The organism is Flavobacterium sp. C4GT6 (assembly GCF_036347315.1).
GTDB lineage: Bacteria > Bacteroidota > Bacteroidia > Flavobacteriales > Flavobacteriaceae > Flavobacterium.
Genome location: NZ_JAZGZU010000010.1, coordinates 89,934 through 115,642, shown reverse-complemented (window position 1 = coordinate 115,642; position 25,709 = coordinate 89,934). Strand labels below are relative to the sequence as shown.

Here is a 25,709-nt window from a genome sequence, read left to right as displayed (position 1 = left end):
ATAACTTAGTAACACAACAAACACACCTCCCATGATTGCATATTCTAAAAGGAAACTCATGAAACCTATTATAAAAGTTATAAAGGATACATTTATCGGCTTTATGCAGGATAAAGGACTAAAACTTAGTGCCTCCCTCTCCTACTATACGGTTTTTTCGTTAGCTCCGTTGCTTTTACTCATAATATCATTAACAGGACTGTTTTTTGGTAAGGAAGCAGTAGAAGGAAAGGTTTTTGCAGAAATTAACGGACTTATAGGCAGTGATGCTGCTTCACAAATACAAAACATTATTCAAAACCTCGAACTATCGGGTAAAACCAATATATCCATGATTGTAGGAGCCGTTACCCTTGTTATTGGTGCTACAACAGTTTTCAATGAAATACAGGATTCCATTAATATGATATGGAAACTAAAAGCCAAGCCTAAAAAAGGATGGTTAAAACTTATTAAAAACCGATTGCTTTCGGGCTCAGTAATTATTGGGCTTGGCTTTCTTCTAATAGTATCATTACTGGTAAATGGTGTATTGCTCGCTTTAAGTGATACCATGAGATCTTACTTCCCGCAAATAGCCATTATATTAGTTAACATTGCCGATATACTCATTAACTTCGGGGTAATAACCGTATTATTCGGGGTCATTTTCAAAGTACTGCCCGATGCTCAAATTTCATGGAAAGATGTAAGGGTTGGAGCCTTTTTTACCGCCTGCCTTTTTATGCTGGGGCGTTACCTAATAGGTTTGTATATTGAAACCACAGCAGCCGGATCGCCTTATGGGGCAGCAGGGTCAATTATAGTAATATTATTATGGGTATATTTCTCGGCAGCTATACTATACATTGGTGCCGAATTTACAAAGGCATATTCAGAGCATATTGGTTCTGCCATTAAGCCAGCCGATTATGCAGTATATATAGAAGAAAAAGAAACCGAAAAAAAAGTAAAAGTGCTCCCCATAACAGCTCTCCGTAGCAGGGAGAGCAAATCCAGATAAAAAACAAAAAGCAGTGTAATTACACTGCTTTTTGCATTATATAGTCTTCCATTAGGTAGCCATTACCAATATCAATATCTTCCTGCCCTGCTTTAACAAAGCCTATTTTTTCATAGAACCTAATAGCAGTATTATATCTGTTTACGTTTAATGATACAACAGTATTATTATTATCTGCAGCAATTTGTGATATCTTATCAATAAGGGCACGTCCGGCACCTTTACCCTGTGTTTGCGGCAGTACATATATTTTATGCGCTTTGGTTATAGGCTTATTATCATAGTTAAGCTCATAAGAGGCAAAGCCCAAATAACCGCTCTCATCTCTTATAAGTAAAAACTCATGACCTTTTTTCTCAATCTGTTCATTATAAGACTTTTGACTATACATCATTTCAAACATATAGGTTATTTGATCCTGAGTAAGAATATTTTTATATGTTTGTGGCCAAACTTTTTCGGCTAGGGTGTGAACCAGATTATAGTCCCCAAAGCCGGCTTTTATAATTTCCATATTAAGTGCAATTTATTTAAAACCCCTATAAATAAAGGGTTTAACACGATAGCATAAAGGTATAAAAAATTATTGGCACAGTAATTGGTTATTTATAATCAAACAACAAAAAATTAATTTTTTGGGCAAATAAATACTTTGAGACTATGAAAACGAGAATATTACATATAGCCCTTTTTGTTTTACTTTCTGTAAATCAAATTTTCGCTCAGGACGTTACCACCGTCAGGGCTAACAGTACCGATATAAGCGATAACTTAGACCTTAGGGCAGTTGCCTCTATTTTTGGAGAATCGGCCGATCTTGAAGACTTTGAAAGAAGAATTAACGATCCTGATGCCAGAATATCGAACCTTGACCTTAATGGTGATAACTATGTAGACTACCTTAGAGTCGTAGAAGCAACACAAAGCAATACACATTTAATTATACTACAGGCTGTACTGGGTATAGATACTTATCAGGATATTGCCACTATTGAAGTGGAAAGGAGCGGTAATAATGTACAGGTACAGGTAGTAGGCGACGTTTACATGTATGGTGCTAACTATATATACGAACCCGTATATGTTTCAAGACCGGTAATATTTGATGTATTTTGGGCTGTGTCATACCGTCCGTACTATTCACCTTGGTATTGGGGGTACTACCCTACTTACTATAGCTACTGGGCTCCGTGTCCTGTGTACAGATACAGAAATAATATCCACGTACACATTAACGTAAACAATACTTACAACTATGTAAGTACAAGAAGAAGCTCACGAGCAGTAGCTATGCATAACACCAGGAGGAGTAACGCTTATGAAAGGCAGCATCCTAACCGTTCATTTACAAGCAGAACAAACTCTACTAACAGATATGCACTTGAACAAACAAGGGAAAGCTCACGAGTTCAACGTTCAGCTTCAACATCAGCAAGAACATCATACTCTACTCCATCCCGTGTATCTCAGGACAGTAACTATAACAGAGGCAGAAGCTTAAACTCTGCAAGAACAGATAATAACGGAAATGTAAGGGTAACAACACCTTCAAGAGGTAACTCAATTACCACTCCTTCTACAAGAGGTAATGGTAACAGCCAGAGTACAAGAACTAGTACTGTACCGTCAAGAACAAACGGTAACAGTAATACTGTAAGGTCTACTCCATCATCATCTTCAACCAGAAGTTATGATGCTACACCATCGAGAAGTAGTTCTCCAACAATAAGGAATAATCCTTCAGGCAATAACAGATCTTCTACAATCAGAAGTTCATCGCCTTCAAGAAGTAGTTCTCCGGCTGTAAGATCGAGCTCTCCGTCAAGGTCAAGTAGCCCGTCAATAAGAAGCTCTTCGCCTTCAAGAAGCAGTAGTCCTGCAGTAAGGTCGAGCTCACCTTCAAGGAGCAGTTCTCCGGCGAGAACATCATCTCCTTCCAGGTCATCAAGCAACTCAAGAAATTCAAGAGGTTAATTATTTACTATAATTATATCATGTAAAACACTGTTGTATCCATCACAACAGTGTTTTTTTATTGTACACGTTTGGTTCGTATTGCCTCTACCCATTCATTTTTCCCGCAAACCGAACAAACGGCACTTGTAGGTTGTAACTCTTGTGTATTAGCACAAAACGTACAGGCATATATCCCAGATTTTGGTACAACTGTACTTTTTAAATCAAATAGCTGAGGGCGTATAGGCAACCCGTACTTAATATCATTCTCTTCATAAAAGTATACACTAATAGCACCGTTTGTTTCTATATAAGCGTTTTTAACCTGCCCAAGGTGTTCTATTGATTTCAACCTGAGTTCAGCAAAAAACTCATCTTTAGCAAGATCTTCCCTTTCAAAGTTATTGATGGAAAACTGTCCGTCTTCTACAAAACATTGTACCTTACCTTCCATAAAAATTTCAAACTTTTTACTCTTACCCAGTAATACAGTTATAACTCTATACATAATAAGTATACATACAAAAACGGTTATAGCAGGTATAATGCCTACGTCTTTATAAAACATAGGGTCTCCGGCTGCACTACCAAGCGAAATAATTATTACTACCTCAAAGACCGAAAGTTGCTTTACTCCTCTCTTTCCGGTAAGCTTAAGGGTTAGTAAAACCATAATAAACATTACCACCGTTCTAAACACAACTTCAAGTAAAAAAGAGACAGGAAGGTCATTAAAAAACATCCTGTCCCATTCAAAAAAAGTATTCATTTTCAGTATTTTAAATTGAATCATCCTAAAATTACTACTAATATTTTCTTACTTAACAAACATTAGCACAACTTTAGTACAGCCTTAAAACATGAGCCGTTTTTGATGCCGTAATTTTATAGTACTAAAATATTTTACTAACCATCAAAAAAATAAAAATCATGGAAAAGAGAGTAGCCATACTGGCAACTAATGGATTTGAAGAAAGCGAATTACAATCACCAAAAGAACATCTTGAACAACAGGGATGGACAGCTGAGATTGTTAGCCCTGAGAGTGGCACCATTAAATCTTGGACAAACGGTAATTGGGGGAAAGACTTCAAGGTAGACCGCACTGTAAGCGAAGCTTCGGCGTCAGATTATCATGCACTGGTATTACCGGGAGGTGTTATTAATCCTGATTTACTAAGAAGAGATAAAAAAGCGGTGCAGCTTATAAAAGATTTCTTTGAGCAGAAAAAACCTGTAGCTGCAATTTGCCACGGTCCGCAAATGCTTATCGAAGCCGATGTAGTAGACGGAAGGAAAATAACATCATTCTCATCGGTAAAAACCGACCTTATTAATGCAGGAGCAGAATGGGTGGATGAAGAAGTGGTTGTGGATAACGGACTGGTAACAAGCCGTACTCCTAACGACCTGCCTGCTTTTAATAAAAAAATGATAGAGGAAATTAAAGAAGGTAAGCACGAGCTGCAAAGAGTATAAATTAGGGTTAATACTTTAATTCACCGAAAGCTTTTAGAGATTGTTTCTAAAAGCTTTCTTTTTTTATATTTACCTATAAACTAATTATACCATGAAAATCATTTATCTTTTTATAGCACTTTGTATGACAACCTTTTCACAAGCACAGCTTAAACCTGTATCGTATAACGACGGAAAACAAAAACTTAACGGCTTTGCTGCTGTACCTACTACCCCAAACAAAAGCAATCCCGGCATACTAATATTACCAGCCTGGAAAGGCATAAGCAACCACTCTAAAGAAGTAGCCCAAAAACTATCGGGCATGGGGTATCACGCTTTTATTGCCGATATTTATGGTGAAGGCCACTACCCTACCAATACTAAAGAAGCCGCACAACAGTCGGGACACTATAAAACCAATTATAAAGAATACCTAAAAAGAATAACACTGGCACTGGAGCAGCTTATTAAATCAGGTGCTGATGCTAATAATATTGTTGTTATAGGCTATTGTTTTGGAGGGACAGGTGCACTTGAGGCTGCCAGAGGAAATCTTAATGTAAGAGGTGTTGTTTCCTTCCACGGTGGGCTTGGTAAAGATGCTTCGAGAGAAAACAGCAACATCACAGCAAAAGTACTGGTATTACATGGGGCAGATGATCCATACGTTTCTCAAAGCGACATACAGTCATTCCAACAGGAAATGAACAGTAGTAATGCCGACTGGCAAATGGTTTACTATAGTGGTGCCGTCCATGCTTTTACCGAAAAAGAAGCCGGTAACGACAACTCAAAGGGTGCTGCCTATAATGAAAACGCCGATAAAAGAAGTTGGGAACATTTTTTATTATTCTTAAAAGAAGTACTTAAGTAATTTTTTAATTTTGTGAAAATTATAAACCTTACCTTATGATAAAATTATTATACATCTTTTCATTTTTAATCTTCTCTCTTAATTCAACTGCCCAAACAAAAGAGGACAATTCTTCTAAGGAAGCCGTTGAAGAAAGTACGTATCAAAAAGACTATGAAAAACTAAAGGAACTCCATATTGCTTATGAAAATTCTGAAGATAAAGCAAAGCAGGTCAAACTCATGGATGATTTTTATGATAAAATCAAAGATCGTAGAAAAATGAGAGATGCTATAGGTAATGATATAGGAGCAACACTTGAATGGATAAAAAATAACCTTGATAAAACCAAATTCACCAGCTATGAAGAGGCTAAAAAAGAATGGGATAATATACAGGCTGCAGGGATGAGTTCTGTTATGAAAAATCAGGAATATTTTAATTTCATGCAAAAATGCTTACGAAAACATGGCTCTGACATATTAATAAAAGTTATGGAAGAAGCTACACCAAACCCTTATACTGATTTTTAAAACCATAAAAATATTTTACAAAAAAGCCAAACTTAAAGTTTGGCTTTTTTGTTTTTTATTATCTTTTTTTCATAGTTTTAACACTAGAACAAACAATTAACAAACCGCTTCTAATTATTAAAACTATGTCTGGTGATTTACGTACCGAAAAAGAATGCGAAAACTGCGGCTATACCGTAGATGTAGCCTACTGTTCAAAATGCGGACAAAAAAATGTGGAAACACGTCAGAGTTTTTGGCATTTAATAACCCATTTTGCTGAAGATTTCACCCATTATGACAGTGCCTTTTGGAAAACCATTAAATATTTACTGTTAAAACCCGCAAAACTAACCAAAGAATACCTTGAAGGTTACAGGCAACGCTATGTAGCACCTGTTAAACTTTATATTTTTATAAGTTTTATTACATTTTTTATTCCAAGCCTTTATCCTGAATTTGAGATTCATCCTAATGAGTTTCAAAACAGTGAACATCATACTGAAGAAGTAGTGATACATAAAAAAGTAACCCTAGAGGAGAAAATCAACACTAAACAAAATGTAGGTTTTGAAACGGCTACAATTAACAGTACTGAATTTATTGTAGAAACACCTATGACATACAGTTCTATTAAAGAAATGGACTCCATTGAAAAAATCAAACCAGACCATTTAAGACTTAGTAAATCTGACTATATATTAGGTAAAAAAATACTAAAACTATATGAGCATAATACTCCCGAACAAGTAGGGGAAAAGCTTAAAGAGTCTATTAAACATAATTTTCCTAAAGCTCTTTTTATATATATGCCGTTTTTTGCTTTTATATTATGGCTTTTCCATGGCAAAAAAAGATGGTACTTTTTTGACCACGGTATTTTCACATTACATTATTTTTCCTTTCTGTTGTTAACATCATTTATAATGATAACCCTATCTAGATTCATAAGTCCGTTAGGAGCAGTGTTTGAAGAAATAGTAGTTCCTATTATAATTGGACTAGTAACCCTATGGACTGTATATTACTTTTTTAGATCACATAGAAAAATGTATCATGAAAAATGGATAATTAATTTTACAAAATGTTTAATTATGCTAATCATAAACTTTATTTCAGTACTGTACTTAACTTTAATTTTTATAAAAATTGCATTTTACAGCCTGCATTAAATTCCTATCTTTAAGCTCTTAATAAACAAAATATATTTATGAATAAGTTATTGCTGCTTTCGTTGTCCTGCCTTGCAATATCGTGTGGGTCGACAAACACAAAAAATAAAGATTATGTATCCAAGTACATGAATACCATTACGGCAGATGATTTAAAAACACATCTTTACATTGTAGCATCAGATGAGATGCAGGGTCGTAATACTGGAGAGGAAGGACAAAAAAAAGCAGGTAAGTACCTTATTAGTCAGTACAAGGCTAATGATATATCGTACCCTAAAGCAGCAGAAGGCTGGTACCAAACTGTACCGTCTGAGTTTATGAGAAGACCGTTTAGTCCTAAACTTAACGATTCTGAAAACATTTGGGCGTTTATTGAAGGAACCGAAAAGCCGGAAGAAATACTTATCATCTCTGCTCACTATGACCACGTAGGTATGAAAAACGGTGAGATTTATAATGGTGCCGATGATGACGGATCGGGCACTGTGGCGCTTCTTGAAATAGCTCAGGCATTTATGAAGGCTAAAAAAGACGGTCACGGACCAAAACGTTCTATCCTATTCCTTCACGTTACCGGTGAAGAGCACGGGCTTCACGGTTCACGTTACTATTCTGAACATCCGTTATTCCCTGTCGCTAATACTATAACCGATCTTAATATTGATATGATAGGACGCAGGGATGACGACCACAAAGATGATGGTAACTATGTATATGTTATCGGGTCAGATAGGTTAAGCACCGATTTGCATAACATAAACGAAGAGGCAAATAAAAAATACGTTAACCTACAACTGGATTACAGATACAATGAGCGTAACGACCCTAACCAGTTTTACTACAGGTCAGATCACTATAACTTCGCTAAAAAAGGAATTCCTATTATATTTTACTTTAACGGTGTACATGCTGATTACCATCAGCCAACTGATACGCCCGATAAAATTGAATACGACCTGTTAGCAAAAAGAGCCCAACTTGCTTTTGTTACTGCCTGGGAGCTTGCAAACAGAGACGAAAGACCTGTTGTAGATAAAGACGGGAAATAAACCCTATAGATATAAATAAAAAACTCCGGTACAATACCGGAGTTTTTTATTTTTTGTTCTTCTTTTGTTTTCTTGAAAAACTGTTACTCACAAAGAGTATAACATTCTCTTTGTTCTTTTTCTTCTTCTTTAAAATATCCCAGTTAATAATTACCCCCACTACACAAATAGCCATAAGGGTAACTAAAAGAGAGATATAAATTACATCGTTTAAACTATCTATACTACCTAATTGTATACTAAAAAAGTATAGTGATACAAAAAACATAATAACAGACAGCAGCAGTGAAAACAGCTTCATTTTCTTTTTCTTTTTTTGCCAGCAATAAAATGTAAGGAATAACCAGTACGGTTTTGAGGGGAAAAGTATATTATCATTTTCATTCCCTCATAATACCTGAGTTTACCCGCCTACATGTTAACATACTTATATCGGGCAAAATTAGAAATTATTATGTGTTATTAACTTTTTTTTAGGTTAATTTTCTCACTTTAACAGTTATTAAAACTTTTAAAGCTCGGTAACCTTTGTCTTATAAAAGTTAACGTAAAAAAAGTTTTCGGGGTTAATCCCCTCTTCGATTAGTATATTTTTGATGTGATCTGATTTTTCATCGTTATGAGATGCTCCTAACTGTAAAAAATCTAAAAACTCATTTATATGTTCAAATTTAAAACTAAGTCGGGTTTTAAGCGAATACTCCGTAATGCTAAACTGAGCCTGTCCCATTTCCATTCCTGCTTCCTGTAAAGCAGCTAATATTATTTTAAAATTCTCTTTCATAACACAGCAATTTATCGTTTAAGCAAAGTATCAATAGTTACACGCATAGCCTCAATAGTATCTCTTTGAGCTTCTATGGTTTTAAGTAGTGCAGCATTTTCTGCCTTGTATACAGCAGCCTCTTCCATAACCTTTTGCATTCCTGATGCCGGAGTATGTCCCGTGTATTTCTCACTAAGATTATGATTTACAAAATCGTCCATGGAAAACTGGTATTCACCGCAAATTTTCTGGATAGTATCAATTTTAGGGTAAGAAATACCCCTCACATATGTACCTACAACACTCTTTTTGAGACCAAATTGAGCCCCAAATTCATCTTGTGACAACGAGTACCTGTCACATAAAAACTTTATGTTCCGCCCAATGTAATCGTTCATAATTAAAATAACATTATAATTTAAGCTTATTGAGGGACAGCTTTAACTATGAGATACTATCATAAAGGTACACAAAATAAAAAAAGCTTCGGGCACTACTACGAAGCTTTTTTCTGTTTAAATGGAGATTGTTAGCCTCACTACATTTTGTCATCTTCAACAATCTGTACTTTTCCTGTGGGCACTCTCCCACTTTTATCTTTAACAATAAGCACGCCAAAAATGTTTAAAGGTATTTCTATTGGCTCACTTTTCTTTTTAATTTCTTCAACAAGGTGTTCATAATCGGCACTGTTAAGTACTAACGAATCACCTTTTTCAATCTTTTTTGCAAACAGGTAATCCCTTATTGCAGAAACGCTTATGCGACTCCCTATACTAGTATACTCAGACATGACATTTTCTCTTTCCTCATCATGTCACAAAAATACATACACTAATTCAAAAAAGTACTAAAATTTTACTAATTATTTAAAATTTTAAGAAACTTCAATTTTTTTTTAGCAAAAAACAATAAAACTTAGTTAAATATAGATTACATTTTTATTAAAACAAAGATTTTAATGGCTTTTTTATTTAATTTTAGAAAAAAAGTTTAATGACTATGAAAAGACCCCTTTTATTAACCCTATTTACCGTAATTGCCTTACTTGCAGTATTTTCCTGCAAAAAGAAAACTGAAGAAGAAAAAGAAATTGAGGAAATTGCCCGTGCTGATGTACACGAACATAATAATATTATACCTATAGATACCACAAAATTTGATGCTTTTTTTCAAAAATATCCAGATTTTAAAAAGTTTGAAGGCGAGATAAAAAAACTATACCGCAAGCACAATCATTATATATGGCATGATGATAAGGGACTAATTGAATTTGCCGATGTACTGCATCATTTATCCTCCAATCTTGAAGAGGAAGGCGTTAAAAAAAATATGCCTTATAAGGATAGTTTAGATCAGTTATTTTATGCCGGAAACAGTGAACCTGATACCGAGTCTGAACTACTGGTAAGCTCAATGTATTTCTATTATGCTAAAAACGTATTACAGGGGCTTGATCCTTCAGAAAGTGAAGCTACAGGGTGGTACCTTCCACGTGACAGAGTAGACTATGTAAGTTACCTTGACACATTAATGAGAAAGCCGGAACTGATTAAAAAAGACAAAGACGAAGTTTTTACCGGATATTACAATCTTAGAAAAGGGCTTGAAAAATACCGTACCATTGAAAAGAATGGTGGGTGGAATACCAAAATCGCTTTTGAGAATGGTGTAAAATCACTTAAACCAGGTGATTCGTCGGTTACTGTAGCCGAGGTTAGAAAAAGGCTTTTTACAGAAGGTTACCTAAAAAATGATTCGGGCAAAAAAGTATTTGATAACGAATTACTTACTGCTATTAACAGCTACGAAAAAGTACATTACAGGAACCAGAGTAAAGCCATCACTAAAGATATTCTTGCAGAACTTAATGTTTCGGTAGAAGAGCGTATAAAAACCATTACCGTTAACATGGAACGTTGCCGTTGGGTACCATCATCCATAAACAGCAAGAAAGAATACATAGCTGTAAACATTCCTTCATACAGGTTATATTATTTTAGAGATAAAGATACCGTATTGATATCTAACGTAGTTGTTGGTAAGGCTCTGCATAAAACCGTAATTTTTAGCGGTGAAATGAGCTACCTGGCATTTAGTCCTTACTGGAATGTCCCTACAAGTATTCTTAGAAACGAAATAGAGCCCGCTATTGCTAAAAACCCTGATTATCTTGCCCAGCACAATATGGAATGGAACGGCAAAAGCGTAAGGCAAAAACCGGGTAAAAATAACTCGTTGGGGTTGGTTAAGTTTATGTTCCCAAATTCAAATAATATTTACCTGCACGATACTCCGGCAAAAAGCCTGTTTAATAGAGAAGACAGAGCCTTTAGCCACGGATGTGTAAGAGTACAGAAAGCACGTGAACTTGCTATAGCCATTACCTCTAAAGACGGAGGTTGGACTGAAAAACAGGTAGATGCCGCCATGCATAAAAGCAGTGAAAATATATACAGGCTCAAGGAAAAAATTCCTGTATTCCTTACCTATTTTACGGCTTGGGCCGATAAGAACGGTAACGTAGTGTTTTTTGATGATGTTTATAAACGTGATGACCGACTAGCAGATATGCTTTATATGTAACAAAATCCCCTCACTTGAGGGGATTTTTTATATAATATCGGTAATGTAAACCGAAACAGGCTCCTGTAGAAATTCAGATGACTTTTCAATAAACCCTGTTATATAGGGTTGTTTATTGTGTAAGTCAATGCCTTCCCTATTCTTTCAAATTTCATGGAAAATAAAAAGATGCGGTTCGGTTTGTGACTGGTGTAGTTCATACTTAAGGCAGGCTTTTCCTTAATGGAATAAAATACCATTTCCTGCAATATAGCCTTTGTTTCCTGAATCTTTTCAGGTAGACTCTTTATACTATGGCGGTTAAATTAATTTACGACATGCGTAAAAATTTCGGTACGAGAAAGAAGACAATATATGCCGATGAGATAGAAAGCATCAAAAAAATATTCAGGAAAGAAATGGAGAGGCCATTACCATAATATTTTAACATTTTGCAATTACCTATATTATAGCTATATGCGCGCTATTGCCCGATATAGTTGCAAAATTGGAAAATTTTTCGTAATTTAACAGAGTAAATTTTTGTTAAAAACACCTTATATAATCACTTCAATGAAAACACAAAAAATCGTTATCCTTTCGGTCATACCGCTCTTAATTCTGGCTGTATTATGGATAACCACACAGGCATTCCATATGCTTAGTGCAAAATCAGACACTCAGGTGCTTGGTGGTGTAGTTTTGCTGTGTGTTACTTTTTTCTTCCTTCTTAAATCAATATTATACATACGCAAAAAACTATTTTAAAAACAATGAAAAAGAGAATTACTTTTATTTTTACCGCCTTAATTTTAGGCGTATTCATGCTTATTGCATTTATTTCATGTAACGAACGTATAGACGCAGGTTACGAAGGTATATTGGTTAAACTATACGGTAGTGACAAAGGGGTTCAGGATGTGAGCCTTGTTACCGGTAGGGTTTGGTACAATCCGCTTACAGAGGATGTATACGAATTCCCTACCTATGTACAAACCATAAACTATGAATCGTTTACGGTTAATGCTAAAGACGGTTCCGTTTTCTCGGTAGATCCTACCCTATCTTTTAAAGTAAAAGACGGGCACAGTCCGGTAATATTTAAAAAGTACCGTAAAGACATCAAGGAAATTACCGAAACAACACTGTTTAACTACATTAAAGATGCTTTCCGTATTGAGTTCAACAAGTATACTACCGACAGTATTATAAGTAACCGTGAAAGGTTTGAGCATTCTATTCAAACCAATATGGGCGACTTACTAAACAGAGAGGGGTTTTCACTGGAACAAATGACAAGCGGTATAGAGTACCCTGAATCAATCACTCAGGCCATTAATGCCAAAAATGCTGCTGTACAACAGGCTATGAAAGTTGAAAACGAGCTTAAAATTGCTCAGGCTGAAGCCAAAAAACTAATTGTACAGGCCGAAGCCGAAGCACGTGCTAACGAGCTACGTAAACAGTCGTTAAACAGCTTGCTTATACAACAGCAGTTTATAGAGAAATGGGATGGTAAAACCGCCATATACGGCAACTCCCCTGCTTTCTTTAAGAGTGTAAACTAAAGTATTAAAAATAAAACGGTTACCACATAATCCCGAAGCCTGTGCTTCGGGATTTTTTGTTTCTTAAAATTAGCTTAAGAAACACCTATGCATACACTTACAGCAGCAAAATCAGCGTTAATTTGTATAAATTTATAATCATGAAAAAAATAATAATCTTACTATTGCTAATAACTGCTCCTGCTTTTGCCCAAAGCTGGAATTATAATATAGATGATGCAAAGGCACTTGCAGCTAAAGAAAATAAAAATATCATTCTTGTTTTTTCGGGGTCAGACTGGTGTGCTCCCTGCATAAAACTGGACAGGAACATATGGCAATCGGAGGAATTTAAAAAAGAGTCTGGTCAAAAATGGGTACTGCTTAAAGCTGACTTCCCTAAAAAGAAACAAAATGCCCTACCGGAAGCACAACAAAAGCATAACGACCAACTGGCAGAAAAATACAACCGTGAAGGTTATTTCCCGCTGGTGGTAGTAATAGATAAAACAGGAAAAGTACTGGGTAAAACCGGTTTTAAAAATATATCCCCTAAAGAATACATCGAACTGTTGCATTCAATGGAAAAATAGGCCATGAAAAAAATAATGTTCTTTTTGCTGCTGCTATGCTTTACAGGCAGCTACGGGCAAATAGCCCACAAAAGGAAACTTTCCATGCTGGGAAGCCCTTTTGAGATTACGGTAATAGCAAAAGATACGGTACAGGCAAACAAATACATAGACCTTGCCGTTGCAGAAGTAAAACGTATAGAAAATATTATATCCGACTGGATCCCCACTACGCAGGTTTCGGCAATTAATGATAACGCCGGAATAAAGCCCGTAAAGGTTAGTGAAGAACTGATGGCGCTTATTGAAAGGGCAATCAGTATATCCAAGCTAACCGATGGGGCTTTTGATATTTCGTATGCCTCAATGGACAGGATTTGGAAATTTGACGGCAGTATGAAAGAAATGCCATCGGAAGAAGCTATTAAAAAATCAGTTGAGAAAATAGGATATGAAAAAATAATCCTTGATAAAAAAAACAGTACTGTATTCCTTAGAGACAAAGGAATGAAGCTTGGAATGGGCGGTATTGGTCAGGGTTATATAGCCGATAAGATAAAAGAACTGCTTTATACCAACGGATGTACATCGGGACTTGTAAACGTATCGGGCGATATTAATGCCTGGGGCAAACAGCCGGACGGAAGCCAATGGACAGTAGGTATTGTAAACCCTATGAACAAAAGCAAGGTGTTTGCCATGTTCCCGCTGGAAGACAGTGCTATTGAAACATCGGGCAGTTACGAAAAATATGTGGTGTTTAACGGTAAGCGTTACTCCCACATTATTGACCCGAGAACGGGATATCCGGCAACGGGAATTGTAAGTGTTTCGGTATTTGCTAAGACCACTGAGATTTCAGATGCCCTTGCCACTTCGGTTTTTGTAATGGGCATAGAGGTTGGCCTCAACCTTATAAACCAGCTTAAAGGCATAGAATGTATAATAGTAGACGATAAAGGAAACATTCACGTTTCACAGAATATAGATATAGAGAAATACAAACCATGAAAAAGATACTAATACTGGGCGTAGTGCTAATGGCATTACAGTCGTGCAACTCGGTTAAAGAATACGAAAAACAGTATATAAACGATCCCGATATGAAACTATCGGCACGCCCCACCGAACGTTTTGAAACCAATTTTCAGGTATACAGGGAAGCCGCAGCAGGTGCTAACGGAGGAAAAACAGGAGGAGGCTGTGGCTGTAATTAAGCATGAAACGATTTACATTATTTAGCATATTATTATTAACCTCAGTTGCCGCAATGGCACAACAGGAACAGGATAGCACTCAAGTAGCCTATAAAAAGAGAGTACTGGAAAGTACCGAAGTCGACTTTTTAATGAGTTATTACCAGCAGGATGGTGTACACTCTGCTGTTGCAGGAGGTAAAGGTATGGAGAAACTGTCTGACGTTACTCCTACTATAGTGGTAGCAATGCCATTGAATGATGACGATGTTCTGACCGTAGATGCCGGATTGTCGGCCTATTCATCCGCATCTTCGGGGAACATCAATCCGTTTGACAGCAGTACGCCAAGTCCGTGGCAGGCAAGTTCGGGAGCATCCGCTTCAGATATGCTTACTTCACTTGTGGTAAATTACAGCCATAGTTCAGACGACAGAAACGATATTTGGAATGCCCATCTTTCGGGATCTACCGAATATGATTATTCATCATTAGGCTTTGGCGGTGGTTATACCAAACTGTTTAACGATAAGAATAGTGAAGTTAACGTTTCGGGTAATGTATACCTGGACAGCTGGAGACCTATTTACCCTAAAGAGTTACAGGATTTTTACAATAACGGTTACGACCTTAACGGAGGGATATTCAATTACTTTACCATTACCGGTAATACTGACTATAACCCAAGTAGGTTTTCGCCACATCCTAAAAAGAACAGAAACTCCTACTCTATATCATTCAGCTTCTCGCAGGTAGCTACAGATAAGATGCAGTTCTCCCTATTTGCCGATTTACTATATCAGCAGGGATTACTCTCTACCCCTTACCAAAGGGTATATTTTGCCGATGTGGCCGATTCTTTCATCAACGAGTTCCATCTTGCCGATGATATAGAACGCCTGCCGGATAACCGCTTTAAACTCCCTGTAGGGGCACGATTAAACTATTATGTTAACCAATGGCTTGTGGTACGCACCTACTACCGTTTTTATACTGACGACTGGGGGTTAAGCTCACACACTGCCAATATAGAATTACCAATAAAACTGAACGACAGGTTCACGGTGTTCCCTATGTACAGGTATTACACACAACAAGGGTCCAAATACTTTGCTCCATATAACATGCATTTGTCTACAGAGCAGTATTACACCAGTGATTATGACCTTTCTACTTTCGATGCCCATCAGTATGGTTTCGGTATAAACTATACCGATATTTTTGCCGCAGCAAGAGTTTGGGGCTACGGAATAAAAAACATTGACCTGCGTTTTAACCACTACTCCCGCAGTGACGGATTGGACGCAAATATTGTATCTTTCGGTATCAAATTTGTACAACAGTAAATTATGAGAATCCTTATAGCAGAAGATGAAAAAGGCATTACCAACTTCCTTAAGCAGGGGCTTGAGGAAGAAGGTTTTGAGGTATTCATTTCTGAAAACGGAAAAGATGCTTATAACGATATAATAGATAAAAACCCCGACCTAATACTGCTGGACTGGATGATGCCCGGCTTTACGGGTATAGAAGTATGCCGTGCCGTAAGGGCAACCGACACCAAAACCCCTATTATTTTCCTTACGGCAAAAGATACCGTGCAGGAAACCATTGAAGGACTTAAAGCGGGAGCTAACGATTATATCAAGAAACCGTTTAGTTTTCAGGAACTGGTAGAGCGCATTAACATTCACTTCCGTTATATGCAGGATAGCAACGAACTTACCATAGGTAATACCCGTATTATACAAAACAAGCATCAGGTGTGGCATAACGGTAAAGAGGTTGCCCTTACCCAAAGGGAATACGACCTGTTAGTTTACCTTATTCAAAACAAGGGTAACGTTTGTACGCGCCAGCAAATAATAGAGGACGTATGGGATATTCATTTTGAATATGATACCGGGGTTATTGATGTTTTTATAAATGCCCTCCGCAAAAAACTCAACCTTAAAAAAGAGGACGACTTTATTAAAACAGTGCGCGGAATAGGCTATATTGCAGAAGAATAACCCATAAAGACTCCCCCAGTGAAAGCCATATCGTTTTCTTTTCGCAACCGTATTGCATTTTACTATATTGTGAGCACTGCCCTGCTTGTGTTTGCTGTGTTTGTGGTTATTTATTTTACCGTACGCCAAAGCGTATACAGCGATGTGGAACGCGACCTGAGTATTGAGGTAGCCGATTTGATGACCGAAATCAGTATAAACGATACAGGCTTTGCCATACAGGACTCACTGGAATGGCAGGAAAAAGAACATAACACGCTGGACATAAACCCTATTTTTATTGAGTTTGTAGATGCCGACGGTAATTATACTGATAAGTCGCCCAACCTTAAGGAGTCGTTCCTGCACATAAAACACAAAAAGAAGAAAACCCTCTCTTACGATACCTGGCTGCAAAACAAGTCGATTAGGCAGATAGAAGTACCCGTAACCAGTAACGATAATGTGGTAGGTTATATATTGGTTGCCGCCCCGCTTGAAGATGCTGCAATGGTGATTGACAACCTGAGCAAAATACTTTGGATAGCCTATCCCCTTGTTTTGGTAGTACTGTTTATTATTGCCCGTATTATTGCGGGGCGTAGTATTAAGCCTGTAGCATCTATAATGAGTACGTCAAACGATATTACACGTGATAACCTTACCTCACGTATTCCGTTACCGCCCAATAAAGACGAACTATACACACTATCGCAAACCATAAACAACCTGTTGGACCGTATACAAAATGCCATTGAGCGCGAAAAGCAGTTTACAAGCGATGCCTCACATGAACTACGCACTCCCCTTGCCGTAATAAAGGGAACTCTGGAAGTATTGATACGCAAGCCCCGTGACCGTGAGGAATATGAAGAGAAAATAAACTTTTGCATCAGCGAAGTTAACCGCCTTAACCACATGGTAGATCAGCTATTGCTATTGGCGCGTTTTGAAAACCAAAAACAGTCCATTAAGCCCGAAAGCGTTTACCTTAATTCAGTATTACTGGATACCCTTACCCGCTATTCACAAACGGTAAAGGATAAAAATATACAACTGGTAACCGAAATTGATAAGGACTACTATCATGAAACCGACGAATACCTGTTTTCCATTATTGTAAACAACCTTATCTCGAATGCCATTAAGTATTCGCCCGATAATGGTAAAATAACCGTATCCATAAACCGGAACGACGGTACCTGTATTACCATAACCGATAACGGTATGGGTATACCGGCGCACGACCTGCAAAAAATATTCAATCAGTTTTACCGCTCCAAAGCAACCGAACACAGCAACATTAAAGGTACGGGGCTTGGGCTTTCTATCGTAAAACGCCTATGCTCTCTACTGGGTATCGCTATTGATATTTACAGTAAAGAGGAAAAGGGTACTACGGTTAGGTTGTTTTTAAAATAAGAACTTCTACTCTATTATACAAAAAATCCCAAAGTGTATGCTTTGGGATTTTTTGTTACGTGTTTATACGTAATAAGCTATGTGTAAAATACTGCATTTTAACCTGTTGAATATTTAACACTTAAATTTTTACTAAATTGTGTTAATAACCAGTAAATGAATATATTATGTCTATTCCTAAATTAAGTGACAAAGATTTAAAAAATCTGATTTTAAATGAGAATGCATATTTCTATAAAAAATCAAAAAAATTAACAAAGACTGCTATAGAAACAGCTTTTAGAAGTTCAAAAGATGATAAAGGTGCTAAAAAAAAATATGTTCCAATCATTAAAAAACCTTTTAATAATAGTGAAGGAGTTGAAATTGCAACATATTCGTTAGATATTTTTGAATTCGAATCAAAACCAACTTTTCTCAAAAATTCTAACTCATATTTAATTGAGAAAAAATTTGGGCTATTTCTTATAATTGAAATTGAAAATTATATAGGTATCATTCGCCGAAATGTATCTGGAATCAAAAAACTTATAAATGAATATACTGAAGGAATTGACTATGATGTTATATCAAGATTCTTAGTTACCGAAAACAGTAAATTTGAAAAAATAGAAGCCAGTAATATGAATACTTCAGAAATAGCAACTCATAGAAAGATTTCTGAAGGAAAAGATTTAAAAGCTTTTTATTCTAGGTTTGGAGCTAGTAAAGAAATATTAAATAGTATTAGAATAGAAGAATCTGATCATAAACATACGATATCAATAAAAACATCAAGAGTCAATTCCTTTAATCTTAAAACTGAGTTCAATGAAATCATATATTGGATCGTAGATACTCTAAAATTAATTGATAAAGCCTACATTACTCTTCCAAAAAGTAGTTTTCTTGATGGGTTTGCTAAACGTATTGATTTTAAAAGTATAATTAATAGTATTGAGCCAAACTATCTTTTTATAAAATTCTATGATTTATTAGATGAAGTCGAAAGAGGAAATTTATCTGATTGTTACATGTTCGAAGATGGAGAAAAAATAGATTTATCTTTAGAAATGGTAATTAATGAGTACCAAGGCTTAATCCCTCTAACAAAAATTGAAGAAAAGAAATATACTGCAGATGAAACAATATTAAATATTAGAGAAAACGGCTTTTCTCTATATAATAAGTTTTTCAAAAAAATTAAGCTAGAGTTTGATAATGGTTATAAAACATCACTAAATACGTATATCAATAGTAATAATAACTTTATAGTAAATTTTAAGGAGTTTGAATACATTTATACACAGAAAAAAATTTTTAAGGATAGTAAACTTTTAGAAAATCTAGATTTCTTTTTTGAAACATTTATAGCAAGAGAAGAATTAGAAAATATTACATCAGAAAAAGGGGCAGAAAGTGATTTCACCGTAGATACTATAAAATTTAATCAGCACTCCTTATTTGGACATATAGAAAATTATGAAGCTAAAAATTCAAAAGTATTAATTTGTGAAGATAAAGGTACTGAATGGGGAGATTTTATCTCTGCTGATGACACTAATATTAGTTTTTATCATGCAAAGTATTCTAGTAAAGGCTTATCTGCTACACGCTTGGGAGAAGTTTTTGATCAAGCACAAAAAAACTTAGGTTTTTTAGATTTAAATAATGAGTTAATTGAACGTAGAAAACAAAAATGGAATGAATATTTTAAACATTCAAATACTATAACTAAAATAAGTAGAATAAGAAAATGCCCTAAAGGAGAAAATAAAATAGAAATTATAAAGAATTTAATTTCACATACTTCATCAAGCCCTTATGTAAAAAGAAGAATATTTATTGTTGTAAACTTCATTAGTAAAAGTAAGTTGGAAGAAAAGATAATAAGATTAAAGAAAAATGAAAACTTTAAAAATAAAGAAGTTATTATTCAAATTCTATGGAATATAAATTCTATTCTCTCTATTGCACAAGAAAGAAATGTAGATTTTAGAATTATATGTAAACCTTAATAATTGAAATGATTAAACATCTTCACTCATAATCAAAACATTCTTTATATTTACGCCAAACCACGCTATATATAAATGAAATTTGAAATACCCTTTAATCCTGCCCTTTACAGGGAAAAAACTATTGATGCCCTTAACCACCTTTGGTACACCAGGGTAAGAAACACCCATTTGTTACTGGCACAGGCCATATTAATTACCGGTATTGGCGGTTGGTTTTTAGTTTCGGGGCTTGGCGTGGCAAATGCAGGGTATGTGTTTATAGCTGTAGGGTTGCATTTGGCTATCAACTGTATTAACCACTACATAAACATCAGTAAGAACAGGAGAAAACAACACCGCCTTATTGAAGCTGCAATCCAAAAATGGAAAAACACAACCGGAGTACTGGAGTTCACTAAAGAGGCTTTACATTATACGACAAACGGAGTGGCAATAACCCTAAGTTGGGATAACTGCACCAGTTTTAAGGTAATTAATAAAAACAGCGTACTGTTGTATTTTGATACATCGGCTACACCGGCTTTCATCATCTCTAAAAAAGAAGTAACCCAAGAGGGCTTTAACGATATCATTTCCTTCCTTGAAGACAAAAACTGGTACCCTACTGCCATGCCTTCGGTTTAAACACCTGTTTCCCATAAGGGTAACAAAAAGGGCTTCTTTATAAAAATTCGCTATTTTTACAGCACAAAACTGCTTTGTAAAAGCTGTACTTAGTAACCATGAGCAAAACACCACAATTACGTACCGTAAACGTAACGCGTTATGTTACCCCGCTGCGCGAGGGCGGTTCGCTGCCTGCTATTGCCGAGGCTGACGACGACTTTAAATACGTACTTAAATTTCGCGGTGCCGGACACGGAACCAAAGCCCTTATCGCCGAACTTATAGGTGGTGAAATGGCACGATTACTGGGTTTACCCGTACCCGAACTGGTGTTTGCCAATCTTGATGAAGCTTTCGGACGTACCGAAGCCGACGAGGAAATTCAGGATTTACTACAGTTTAGCCAGGGGCTTAACCTTGCCCTGCACTACCTTTCGGGGGCTATAAACTTCGATCCAGTTGTTACAACTGTCGATGCTAAAATGGCGTCACAAATTGTATGGCTAGACGCTTTTATTACCAATGTAGACCGTACCTTCCGTAATACCAATATGCTTATATGGCACAAGGAACTGTGGCTTATAGACCACGGTGCTTCGCTGTATTTCCACCATTCGTTTAACGATCCTCAGGCTGCTGCGGTAACTCCGTTTGCTTTGATTAAAGATCATGTACTGCTGCCACAGGCAACCCTGCTGAACGAGGTGAATACCGAGTATAAAGCATTGCTTAACGAAGAGAAAATACGCTCCATTACAGCACTTATCCCTGCCGAATGGATGGACTGGCAGGATAACGACCTTGAGCCGGAACAGGTGCGCGAAGTGTACACTCAGTTCCTGCTAACGAGATTAGAAAACAGTGATATTTTTGTAAATCAGGCTAAAAATGCAAGATAAACACCTATATGAATATGCCGTGATTCGCGTTGTTCCCCGTGTGGAGCGCGAAGAATTCCTAAATGTAGGGGTTATAGTGTTTTGCAAAAGGCAAAAGTTCGTTAAGGCGCTTTATACTATCAACGAACCTAAAATACTGCTGTTCTCTCCGGAAACCGATATCGACCAGATAAAACAAAACCTGGAATCGTTTGAAAAAATAGCACGGGGCGCCAAAGACGGCGGACCAATCGCGCAAATGGAAGCCCCCGAACGTTTCAGGTGGCTAACGGCTGTGCGTAGTTCGGTTATACAAACCTCAAGGCCGCACCCCGGATTTTGTAGTGATATGGAAAAACTGACACAACGTCTGTTTGAAGATTTGGTGTTATAGATAGGAGATATTAGTAGTGAGATTATTAGATGAAAAGATATTTATGAGATTTCTCAATTCTCAATTCTAATTACTAAAATCGTCCTGATTTCCCCCTCTGCGTGTCAAATATACACACCCTTGTATGAGGGTTTCGTTTATAACTTTGTAGTATACAAATCAACAAACGAACAGTTATGACAAAAATCAATCAAATTTTTATTAACCTTCCGGTAAAAGACCTTAACAGGTCTATCGAATTTTTCACTAAAGTAGGCTTTACTTTTAACCCTCAGTTTACAGATGAAAATGCAACGTGCATGATTATAGGAGAAAACATGTTTGCAATGCTGCTTACCGAAAAGTATTTTAGTACCTTTATTACCAAACCGATAGCAGATGCTAAAAAAGCAACAGAGGTAATCACGGCACTATCTGTAAGCAGTCATGAAGAAGTGGAAAGCATAATAGAAAAAGCTTTTGCTGCCGGAGGTAAACAATACAAAGACCCTATAGATTACGGATGGATGTACAACCGCAATTTTGAAGATTTAGACGGACATCAATGGGAAATATTCTATATGGATATGAGCGCCATGCCAACCGAATAGCACATCTTATCTTTTATCCATTCCCGCTTTGCATTCAAAGCGGGTTTTGTGTTTTTAGGCGGTAACTAAATCACTTTTATTTATAAGGTATATGTATTGAAACATACAGTGAGCTGCTACTGCTCCAAACAAATGCCATAAAAAATGTGTCCCGAAACTCACCCAGCCCCAACCATCGCCAACACGGAAAGCAAGTGCAAAAATAAAGGCGATTAATGCCATCCCTACCCATAACCCATTTTCAAACTTCGTTTTTACTAAATAAGCCAGTACGGGGAATAGTACCATAGCAGCCATAGCCGCATAGTTAATGTTTATAAGTAAATGCCTGTCTCCCGTAATTACATTTTGCAACAAAAACTGAAAACCTATATACAACAGTATTAACCCTAAGGCATAATACCATTTTGTAAGTCGGGTTAAAAAGTAAATACCCGCAGCTATACACAACAGCATTATAGGCAGCCAGTCCATTATAATAAAAATACTCCACTGTCGAAGTCCGTGGTATACCGTTCCCCCTATCCCACCAATATACAGCAGTATAACAGCGCTAAACAAAAAGGTATGCTGCCTTGCTTTTCCCCACAATTTAAAGGTCCAGTAAAATGCCAAAAACAAAAACAGTATAGAGGTAATGGCGTTTAACGGTTCGGGAAACAAATTTTCCATGTTGGTTTCGGTATAAATTATTCCGCCATCGGGAGGAGGTATTTGAAAAAACAGCATAATTTATTATATTGCATTTAGGGTTATTTAACCTGTTAGAGCCTGCATAGTGCAGTATGTTAAGTTTTAAAGGTTTTCTAAATTTATAAAAAAGACCTAAAATACTGAAACTAAATTTTTTAAAAAAACACACCTTCAAATATTACTCTATAGGACAGCTATGAAAAGTAGCGTGCTTAAACACATGTTAATAAAAATTACTAATTTTACCCGCTAATTAAAGGACAACTAATGGAGCTTTACATAAAATATAACATAGACCAGATGTGTAAAGTTCTGCTACAGCAGCAATTAGACAAATTTGAGATTGACTGCAAAGTAACCGAACCCGGATATGTCAAATTCAGGGAAAACATCCCGATGGAAAAATATAATCAGCTGATTGACTCCCTAAAGGAATATGGCATTGAGATCGTTGACAATCAAAAAAGTATATTGGTACAAAAAATCAAGAATGCCATTATAGAAATGCTTTATGCAGATAAGGGCGTACAGTCGTTAAAAATATCGTCATACCTTTCTGAAAGGCTTAATGAAAGTTACCGCACCCTCTCACAGGTGTTCTCGGAAGTTACCTTTATATCCATAGAAAATTTTATAATCCTACATAAAATTGAAAGAGTAAAACAGCTGTTAATGACAGAAAGTCTTTCCCTTACCGAAATTTCATTCATGATGAACTACAGCAGCGTCGCCTATCTGTCGCAGCAGTTCAAAAACATAACCGGGGTTACTCCTACCACCTTTCAAAAAATAATGAGGCAAAAAAGAATAGCTGAAAATAATATATAAGCCTGTATATGCTGCATACTCACTTACACATTATGCTTGCAGACGACGATGAAGACGATCGCCTGTTTTTTACCGAAGCCTTTGAAGAGGTTAAAATTAAGTATACCCTTACCACATTTAACGACGGGGTATCACTTATGAAACATCTTGTGGTTAAAGAGAATCCTCTCCCGGACATTATTTTTCTTGACCTTAACATGCCCCGAAAATCAGGTATGGAATGCTTAAGGGAAATCAGAAACAGTGAACGACTTAAAAACATTTCGGTAGCTATATATTCCACCTCTTCTTCAGATCATGATGTGGAACAGACATTTATATCAGGAGCCAATGTATACATCAAAAAACCTTCGGATTTTACCGAACTCAAAAAAATACTTTCAGATGTAATTCACATCAACTGGCAGTATATTACAGACGGACTTAATAAAGATAGTTTTATACTTAATTTTTAGTAAGTAAAGTATTTATAATTTAAAGCAGGGATGTTATAATATTCTGCATAACTCACTGCAACTCTAATATTAACAGCTTGTAAACAGATATTCGGTATTAATTAAACTATATTTGTTTCAAACCCGCTTAAAATTAATAGGCCATGAATAATGAATTAACAATATTTTATACCGATGACGACCAGGAAGATATTGATTTCTTCAGGGAAATTATCGACATTATAGATACTAATGTAAAAGTGGTTACGCAACGCAACGGTGAAGAGTTACTGCACGCGTTAGATAACCCGCCTCCCACTCCGTACCTTGTATTCCTTGATATTAATATGCCGGGAATGAACGGACTTGAAACATTGAGACGTATGCGCGAGTCTGAGAAGCATAAAGATTTACCTGTAGTAATGTTCTCTACTTCAAGCGATGATATTACCATACAGCAAAGTAAAGACCTTGGAGCATCTTTTTATGTACCTAAATCGGGGGCTTTCGATAAGCTTAAAAAATCTATCGAACATACCCTTAAAATCAACTGGGATAAGTTTAGTGTAGAGGCTAATAACTTCGTGTATTTCAGCTAAGAAGATTTTTTTATTATGAATAACGATATTACGACTGCCGAAACGTTTTTGGAAAGATTACGTACCAAAACATCGGTAGCCCATACAAATCTGGAAAAGCTTCCTGTTTCAGAATCAATAACAGATCCTGAAGTAACAGCTTCCCAGTACTTATATTACCTAAACCTTATGCATGATGTGGTTAAGCAGGCAGAAGAAGAGATTTTTCCAGCCCTTACCCCTATTATGCCTGATATAGCCGAGCGCAAAAAGGCATCACTTATAGAAAGTGATTTTAGTGCGCTGGGCTATGCCAAAATGCAAAACCAAAAACCTTTTAAAAACATAGAAGCCATGTCACCCGCCTTCAGGATGGGTATACTATATGTTATTGAAGGTTCTTCGCTTGGCGGAAGGGTTATATTAAAAAATATCAACACTGCTTTAGGCCTTACCGAAGATAATGGAACTGCTTACTTTGCCGGTTACGGTAATAAAACAGGTAGCAGGTGGAAATCTTTCCTTAATGCATTAACAGCTTATGAGAAAAAGCACAACAATGAAGACGAAATAATTGCCGGGGCAGAATATGCCTTTAATACCATTAGCAGGCATTTTACCCAAAACTAACCCTCATTAG

The 25,709-nt window shown here is 36.4% G+C and carries 32 protein-coding genes; 25 read left to right on the top strand and 7 right to left on the bottom strand.

What is annotated here, in order from left to right; all coding sequences use genetic code 11:
- The first annotated feature begins 58 nt into the window (after positions 1–58).
- A complete protein-coding gene (locus V3Z67_RS12695; protein ID WP_330443659.1) occupies positions 59–1,003 on the top strand; it encodes a YihY/virulence factor BrkB family protein in 945 nt (314 codons plus the stop codon).
- Between the two features lie 19 nt (positions 1,004–1,022).
- On the opposite strand, the gene V3Z67_RS12690 is transcribed toward V3Z67_RS12695, so the two are convergent.
- Complete coding sequence (locus V3Z67_RS12690) at positions 1,023–1,517, bottom strand: GNAT family N-acetyltransferase (protein WP_330443658.1); 495 nt, start codon at positions 1,515–1,517, stop codon at positions 1,023–1,025.
- Between the two features lie 146 nt (positions 1,518–1,663).
- On the opposite strand from V3Z67_RS12690, the gene V3Z67_RS12685 reads away from it, so the two are divergent.
- Positions 1,664–2,977, top strand: a complete 1,314-nt coding sequence (locus V3Z67_RS12685) for a hypothetical protein (RefSeq protein WP_330443657.1) — start codon at positions 1,664–1,666, stop codon at positions 2,975–2,977.
- A gap of 58 nt (positions 2,978–3,035) precedes the next feature.
- Here the strand turns inward: V3Z67_RS12685 and V3Z67_RS12680 are convergent, their stop codons facing one another.
- Positions 3,036–3,728 (bottom strand): DUF421 domain-containing protein, encoded by a 693-nt coding sequence (locus V3Z67_RS12680; protein WP_330443656.1) that lies wholly within the window; start codon positions 3,726–3,728, stop codon positions 3,036–3,038.
- A 161-nt stretch (positions 3,729–3,889) separates the two neighbouring features.
- Here V3Z67_RS12680 and V3Z67_RS12675 point away from each other — a divergent pair, with 161 nt between their 5' ends.
- From V3Z67_RS12675 to V3Z67_RS12655, 5 genes are all read left to right on the top strand, one after another.
- Positions 3,890–4,438, top strand: a complete 549-nt coding sequence (locus tag V3Z67_RS12675) for a type 1 glutamine amidotransferase domain-containing protein (protein ID WP_330443655.1) — start codon at positions 3,890–3,892, stop codon at positions 4,436–4,438.
- 91 nt (positions 4,439–4,529) lie between these two features.
- Complete coding sequence (locus V3Z67_RS12670) at positions 4,530–5,294, top strand: dienelactone hydrolase family protein (RefSeq protein WP_330443654.1); 765 nt, start codon at positions 4,530–4,532, stop codon at positions 5,292–5,294.
- 35 nt (positions 5,295–5,329) lie between these two features.
- Positions 5,330–5,806 carry a hypothetical protein gene (locus V3Z67_RS12665; RefSeq protein ID WP_330443653.1) on the top strand — a complete coding sequence of 159 codons (477 nt, stop codon included), beginning with the start codon at positions 5,330–5,332 and terminating at the stop codon, positions 5,804–5,806.
- A gap of 125 nt (positions 5,807–5,931) precedes the next feature.
- A complete protein-coding gene (locus V3Z67_RS12660; protein ID WP_330443652.1) occupies positions 5,932–6,957 on the top strand; it encodes a DUF3667 domain-containing protein in 1,026 nt (341 codons plus the stop codon).
- Between the two features lie 38 nt (positions 6,958–6,995).
- Complete coding sequence (locus tag V3Z67_RS12655) at positions 6,996–8,009, top strand: M28 family metallopeptidase (protein WP_330443651.1); 1,014 nt, start codon at positions 6,996–6,998, stop codon at positions 8,007–8,009.
- A gap of 46 nt (positions 8,010–8,055) precedes the next feature.
- Here V3Z67_RS12655 and V3Z67_RS12650 read toward each other — a convergent pair whose 3' ends face one another.
- The 4 genes from V3Z67_RS12650 to V3Z67_RS12635 form a co-directional block, all read right to left on the bottom strand.
- Complete coding sequence (locus V3Z67_RS12650; protein ID WP_330443650.1) at positions 8,056–8,310, bottom strand: hypothetical protein; 255 nt, start codon at positions 8,308–8,310, stop codon at positions 8,056–8,058.
- A gap of 210 nt (positions 8,311–8,520) precedes the next feature.
- Positions 8,521–8,793 carry a hypothetical protein gene (locus V3Z67_RS12645; RefSeq protein ID WP_330443649.1) on the bottom strand — a complete coding sequence of 91 codons (273 nt, stop codon included), beginning with the start codon at positions 8,791–8,793 and terminating at the stop codon, positions 8,521–8,523.
- A gap of 11 nt (positions 8,794–8,804) precedes the next feature.
- Positions 8,805–9,173 (bottom strand): helix-turn-helix domain-containing protein, encoded by a 369-nt coding sequence (locus V3Z67_RS12640; protein WP_330443648.1) that lies wholly within the window; start codon positions 9,171–9,173, stop codon positions 8,805–8,807.
- Between the two features lie 140 nt (positions 9,174–9,313).
- The gene (locus V3Z67_RS12635) at positions 9,314–9,568 is read right to left on the bottom strand and encodes a hypothetical protein (RefSeq protein ID WP_035133725.1); all 255 of its coding nucleotides are present in this window, start codon (positions 9,566–9,568) and stop codon (positions 9,314–9,316) included.
- A 209-nt stretch (positions 9,569–9,777) separates the two neighbouring features.
- Here V3Z67_RS12635 and V3Z67_RS12630 point away from each other — a divergent pair, with 209 nt between their 5' ends.
- The 14 genes from V3Z67_RS12630 to V3Z67_RS12565 all read left to right on the top strand — a co-directional run bounded on the left by V3Z67_RS12630 (position 9,778) and on the right by V3Z67_RS12565 (position 22,536).
- Positions 9,778–11,361 carry a L,D-transpeptidase family protein gene (locus V3Z67_RS12630; RefSeq protein ID WP_330443647.1) on the top strand — a complete coding sequence of 528 codons (1,584 nt, stop codon included), beginning with the start codon at positions 9,778–9,780 and terminating at the stop codon, positions 11,359–11,361.
- A gap of 552 nt (positions 11,362–11,913) precedes the next feature.
- Entirely contained in the window at positions 11,914–12,108 is a 195-nt protein-coding gene (locus V3Z67_RS12625) for a hypothetical protein (protein WP_330123094.1), read from the top strand.
- Between the two features lie 5 nt (positions 12,109–12,113).
- Positions 12,114–12,908: a prohibitin family protein gene (locus V3Z67_RS12620; protein ID WP_330443646.1), complete on the top strand. Its 795-nt coding sequence runs from the start codon at positions 12,114–12,116 to the stop codon at positions 12,906–12,908.
- 140 nt (positions 12,909–13,048) lie between these two features.
- Positions 13,049–13,480: a thioredoxin family protein gene (locus V3Z67_RS12615; RefSeq protein WP_330443645.1), complete on the top strand. Its 432-nt coding sequence runs from the start codon at positions 13,049–13,051 to the stop codon at positions 13,478–13,480.
- A gap of 3 nt (positions 13,481–13,483) precedes the next feature.
- Positions 13,484–14,470: an FAD:protein FMN transferase gene (locus V3Z67_RS12610; RefSeq protein WP_330443644.1), complete on the top strand. Its 987-nt coding sequence runs from the start codon at positions 13,484–13,486 to the stop codon at positions 14,468–14,470.
- Positions 14,467–14,676, top strand: coding sequence for a DUF4266 domain-containing protein (locus V3Z67_RS12605; protein ID WP_197429473.1), 210 nt, complete (start codon positions 14,467–14,469; stop codon positions 14,674–14,676). Before V3Z67_RS12610 ends, V3Z67_RS12605 begins: the two co-directional genes overlap by 4 nt.
- A 2-nt stretch (positions 14,677–14,678) precedes the next feature.
- Positions 14,679–16,001: a DUF3570 domain-containing protein gene (locus tag V3Z67_RS12600; protein WP_330443643.1), complete on the top strand. Its 1,323-nt coding sequence runs from the start codon at positions 14,679–14,681 to the stop codon at positions 15,999–16,001.
- A 3-nt stretch (positions 16,002–16,004) separates the two neighbouring features.
- Complete coding sequence (locus V3Z67_RS12595) at positions 16,005–16,667, top strand: response regulator transcription factor (protein WP_330443642.1); 663 nt, start codon at positions 16,005–16,007, stop codon at positions 16,665–16,667.
- A gap of 18 nt (positions 16,668–16,685) precedes the next feature.
- A complete protein-coding gene (locus V3Z67_RS12590; protein ID WP_330443641.1) occupies positions 16,686–18,068 on the top strand; it encodes a sensor histidine kinase in 1,383 nt (460 codons plus the stop codon).
- A gap of 167 nt (positions 18,069–18,235) precedes the next feature.
- Positions 18,236–20,065 (top strand): hypothetical protein, encoded by a 1,830-nt coding sequence (locus V3Z67_RS12585; protein WP_330443640.1) that lies wholly within the window; start codon positions 18,236–18,238, stop codon positions 20,063–20,065.
- 75 nt (positions 20,066–20,140) lie between these two features.
- Complete coding sequence (locus V3Z67_RS12580) at positions 20,141–20,692, top strand: hypothetical protein (RefSeq protein ID WP_330443639.1); 552 nt, start codon at positions 20,141–20,143, stop codon at positions 20,690–20,692.
- Positions 20,693–20,790: 98 nt separating this feature from the next.
- Positions 20,791–21,573 (top strand): HipA family kinase, encoded by a 783-nt coding sequence (locus V3Z67_RS12575; protein ID WP_330443638.1) that lies wholly within the window; start codon positions 20,791–20,793, stop codon positions 21,571–21,573.
- A complete protein-coding gene (locus tag V3Z67_RS12570; RefSeq protein WP_157484334.1) occupies positions 21,563–21,946 on the top strand; it encodes a DUF3037 domain-containing protein in 384 nt (127 codons plus the stop codon). The genes V3Z67_RS12575 and V3Z67_RS12570 overlap by 11 nt, the downstream gene beginning before the upstream one ends.
- 176 nt (positions 21,947–22,122) lie before the next feature.
- Positions 22,123–22,536, top strand: coding sequence for a VOC family protein (locus tag V3Z67_RS12565; protein ID WP_330443637.1), 414 nt, complete (start codon positions 22,123–22,125; stop codon positions 22,534–22,536).
- 54 nt (positions 22,537–22,590) lie between these two features.
- On the opposite strand, the gene V3Z67_RS12560 is transcribed toward V3Z67_RS12565, so the two are convergent.
- Entirely contained in the window at positions 22,591–23,265 is a 675-nt protein-coding gene (locus tag V3Z67_RS12560; RefSeq protein ID WP_330443636.1) for a hypothetical protein, read from the bottom strand.
- Between the two features lie 231 nt (positions 23,266–23,496).
- Here V3Z67_RS12560 and V3Z67_RS12555 point away from each other — a divergent pair, with 231 nt between their 5' ends.
- The 4 genes from V3Z67_RS12555 (at position 23,497) to V3Z67_RS12540 (ending at position 25,699) form a co-directional block, all read left to right on the top strand.
- Positions 23,497–24,057, top strand: coding sequence for a helix-turn-helix domain-containing protein (locus V3Z67_RS12555; protein WP_330443635.1), 561 nt, complete (start codon positions 23,497–23,499; stop codon positions 24,055–24,057).
- Positions 24,058–24,065: 8 nt separating this feature from the next.
- Entirely contained in the window at positions 24,066–24,512 is a 447-nt protein-coding gene (locus V3Z67_RS12550) for a response regulator (protein WP_330443634.1), read from the top strand.
- A 143-nt stretch (positions 24,513–24,655) separates the two neighbouring features.
- Positions 24,656–25,090, top strand: a complete 435-nt coding sequence (locus tag V3Z67_RS12545) for a response regulator (RefSeq protein ID WP_330443633.1) — start codon at positions 24,656–24,658, stop codon at positions 25,088–25,090.
- A gap of 15 nt (positions 25,091–25,105) precedes the next feature.
- A complete protein-coding gene (locus tag V3Z67_RS12540) occupies positions 25,106–25,699 on the top strand; it encodes a biliverdin-producing heme oxygenase (RefSeq protein WP_330443632.1) in 594 nt (197 codons plus the stop codon).
- Positions 25,700–25,709 lie beyond the last annotated feature (10 nt).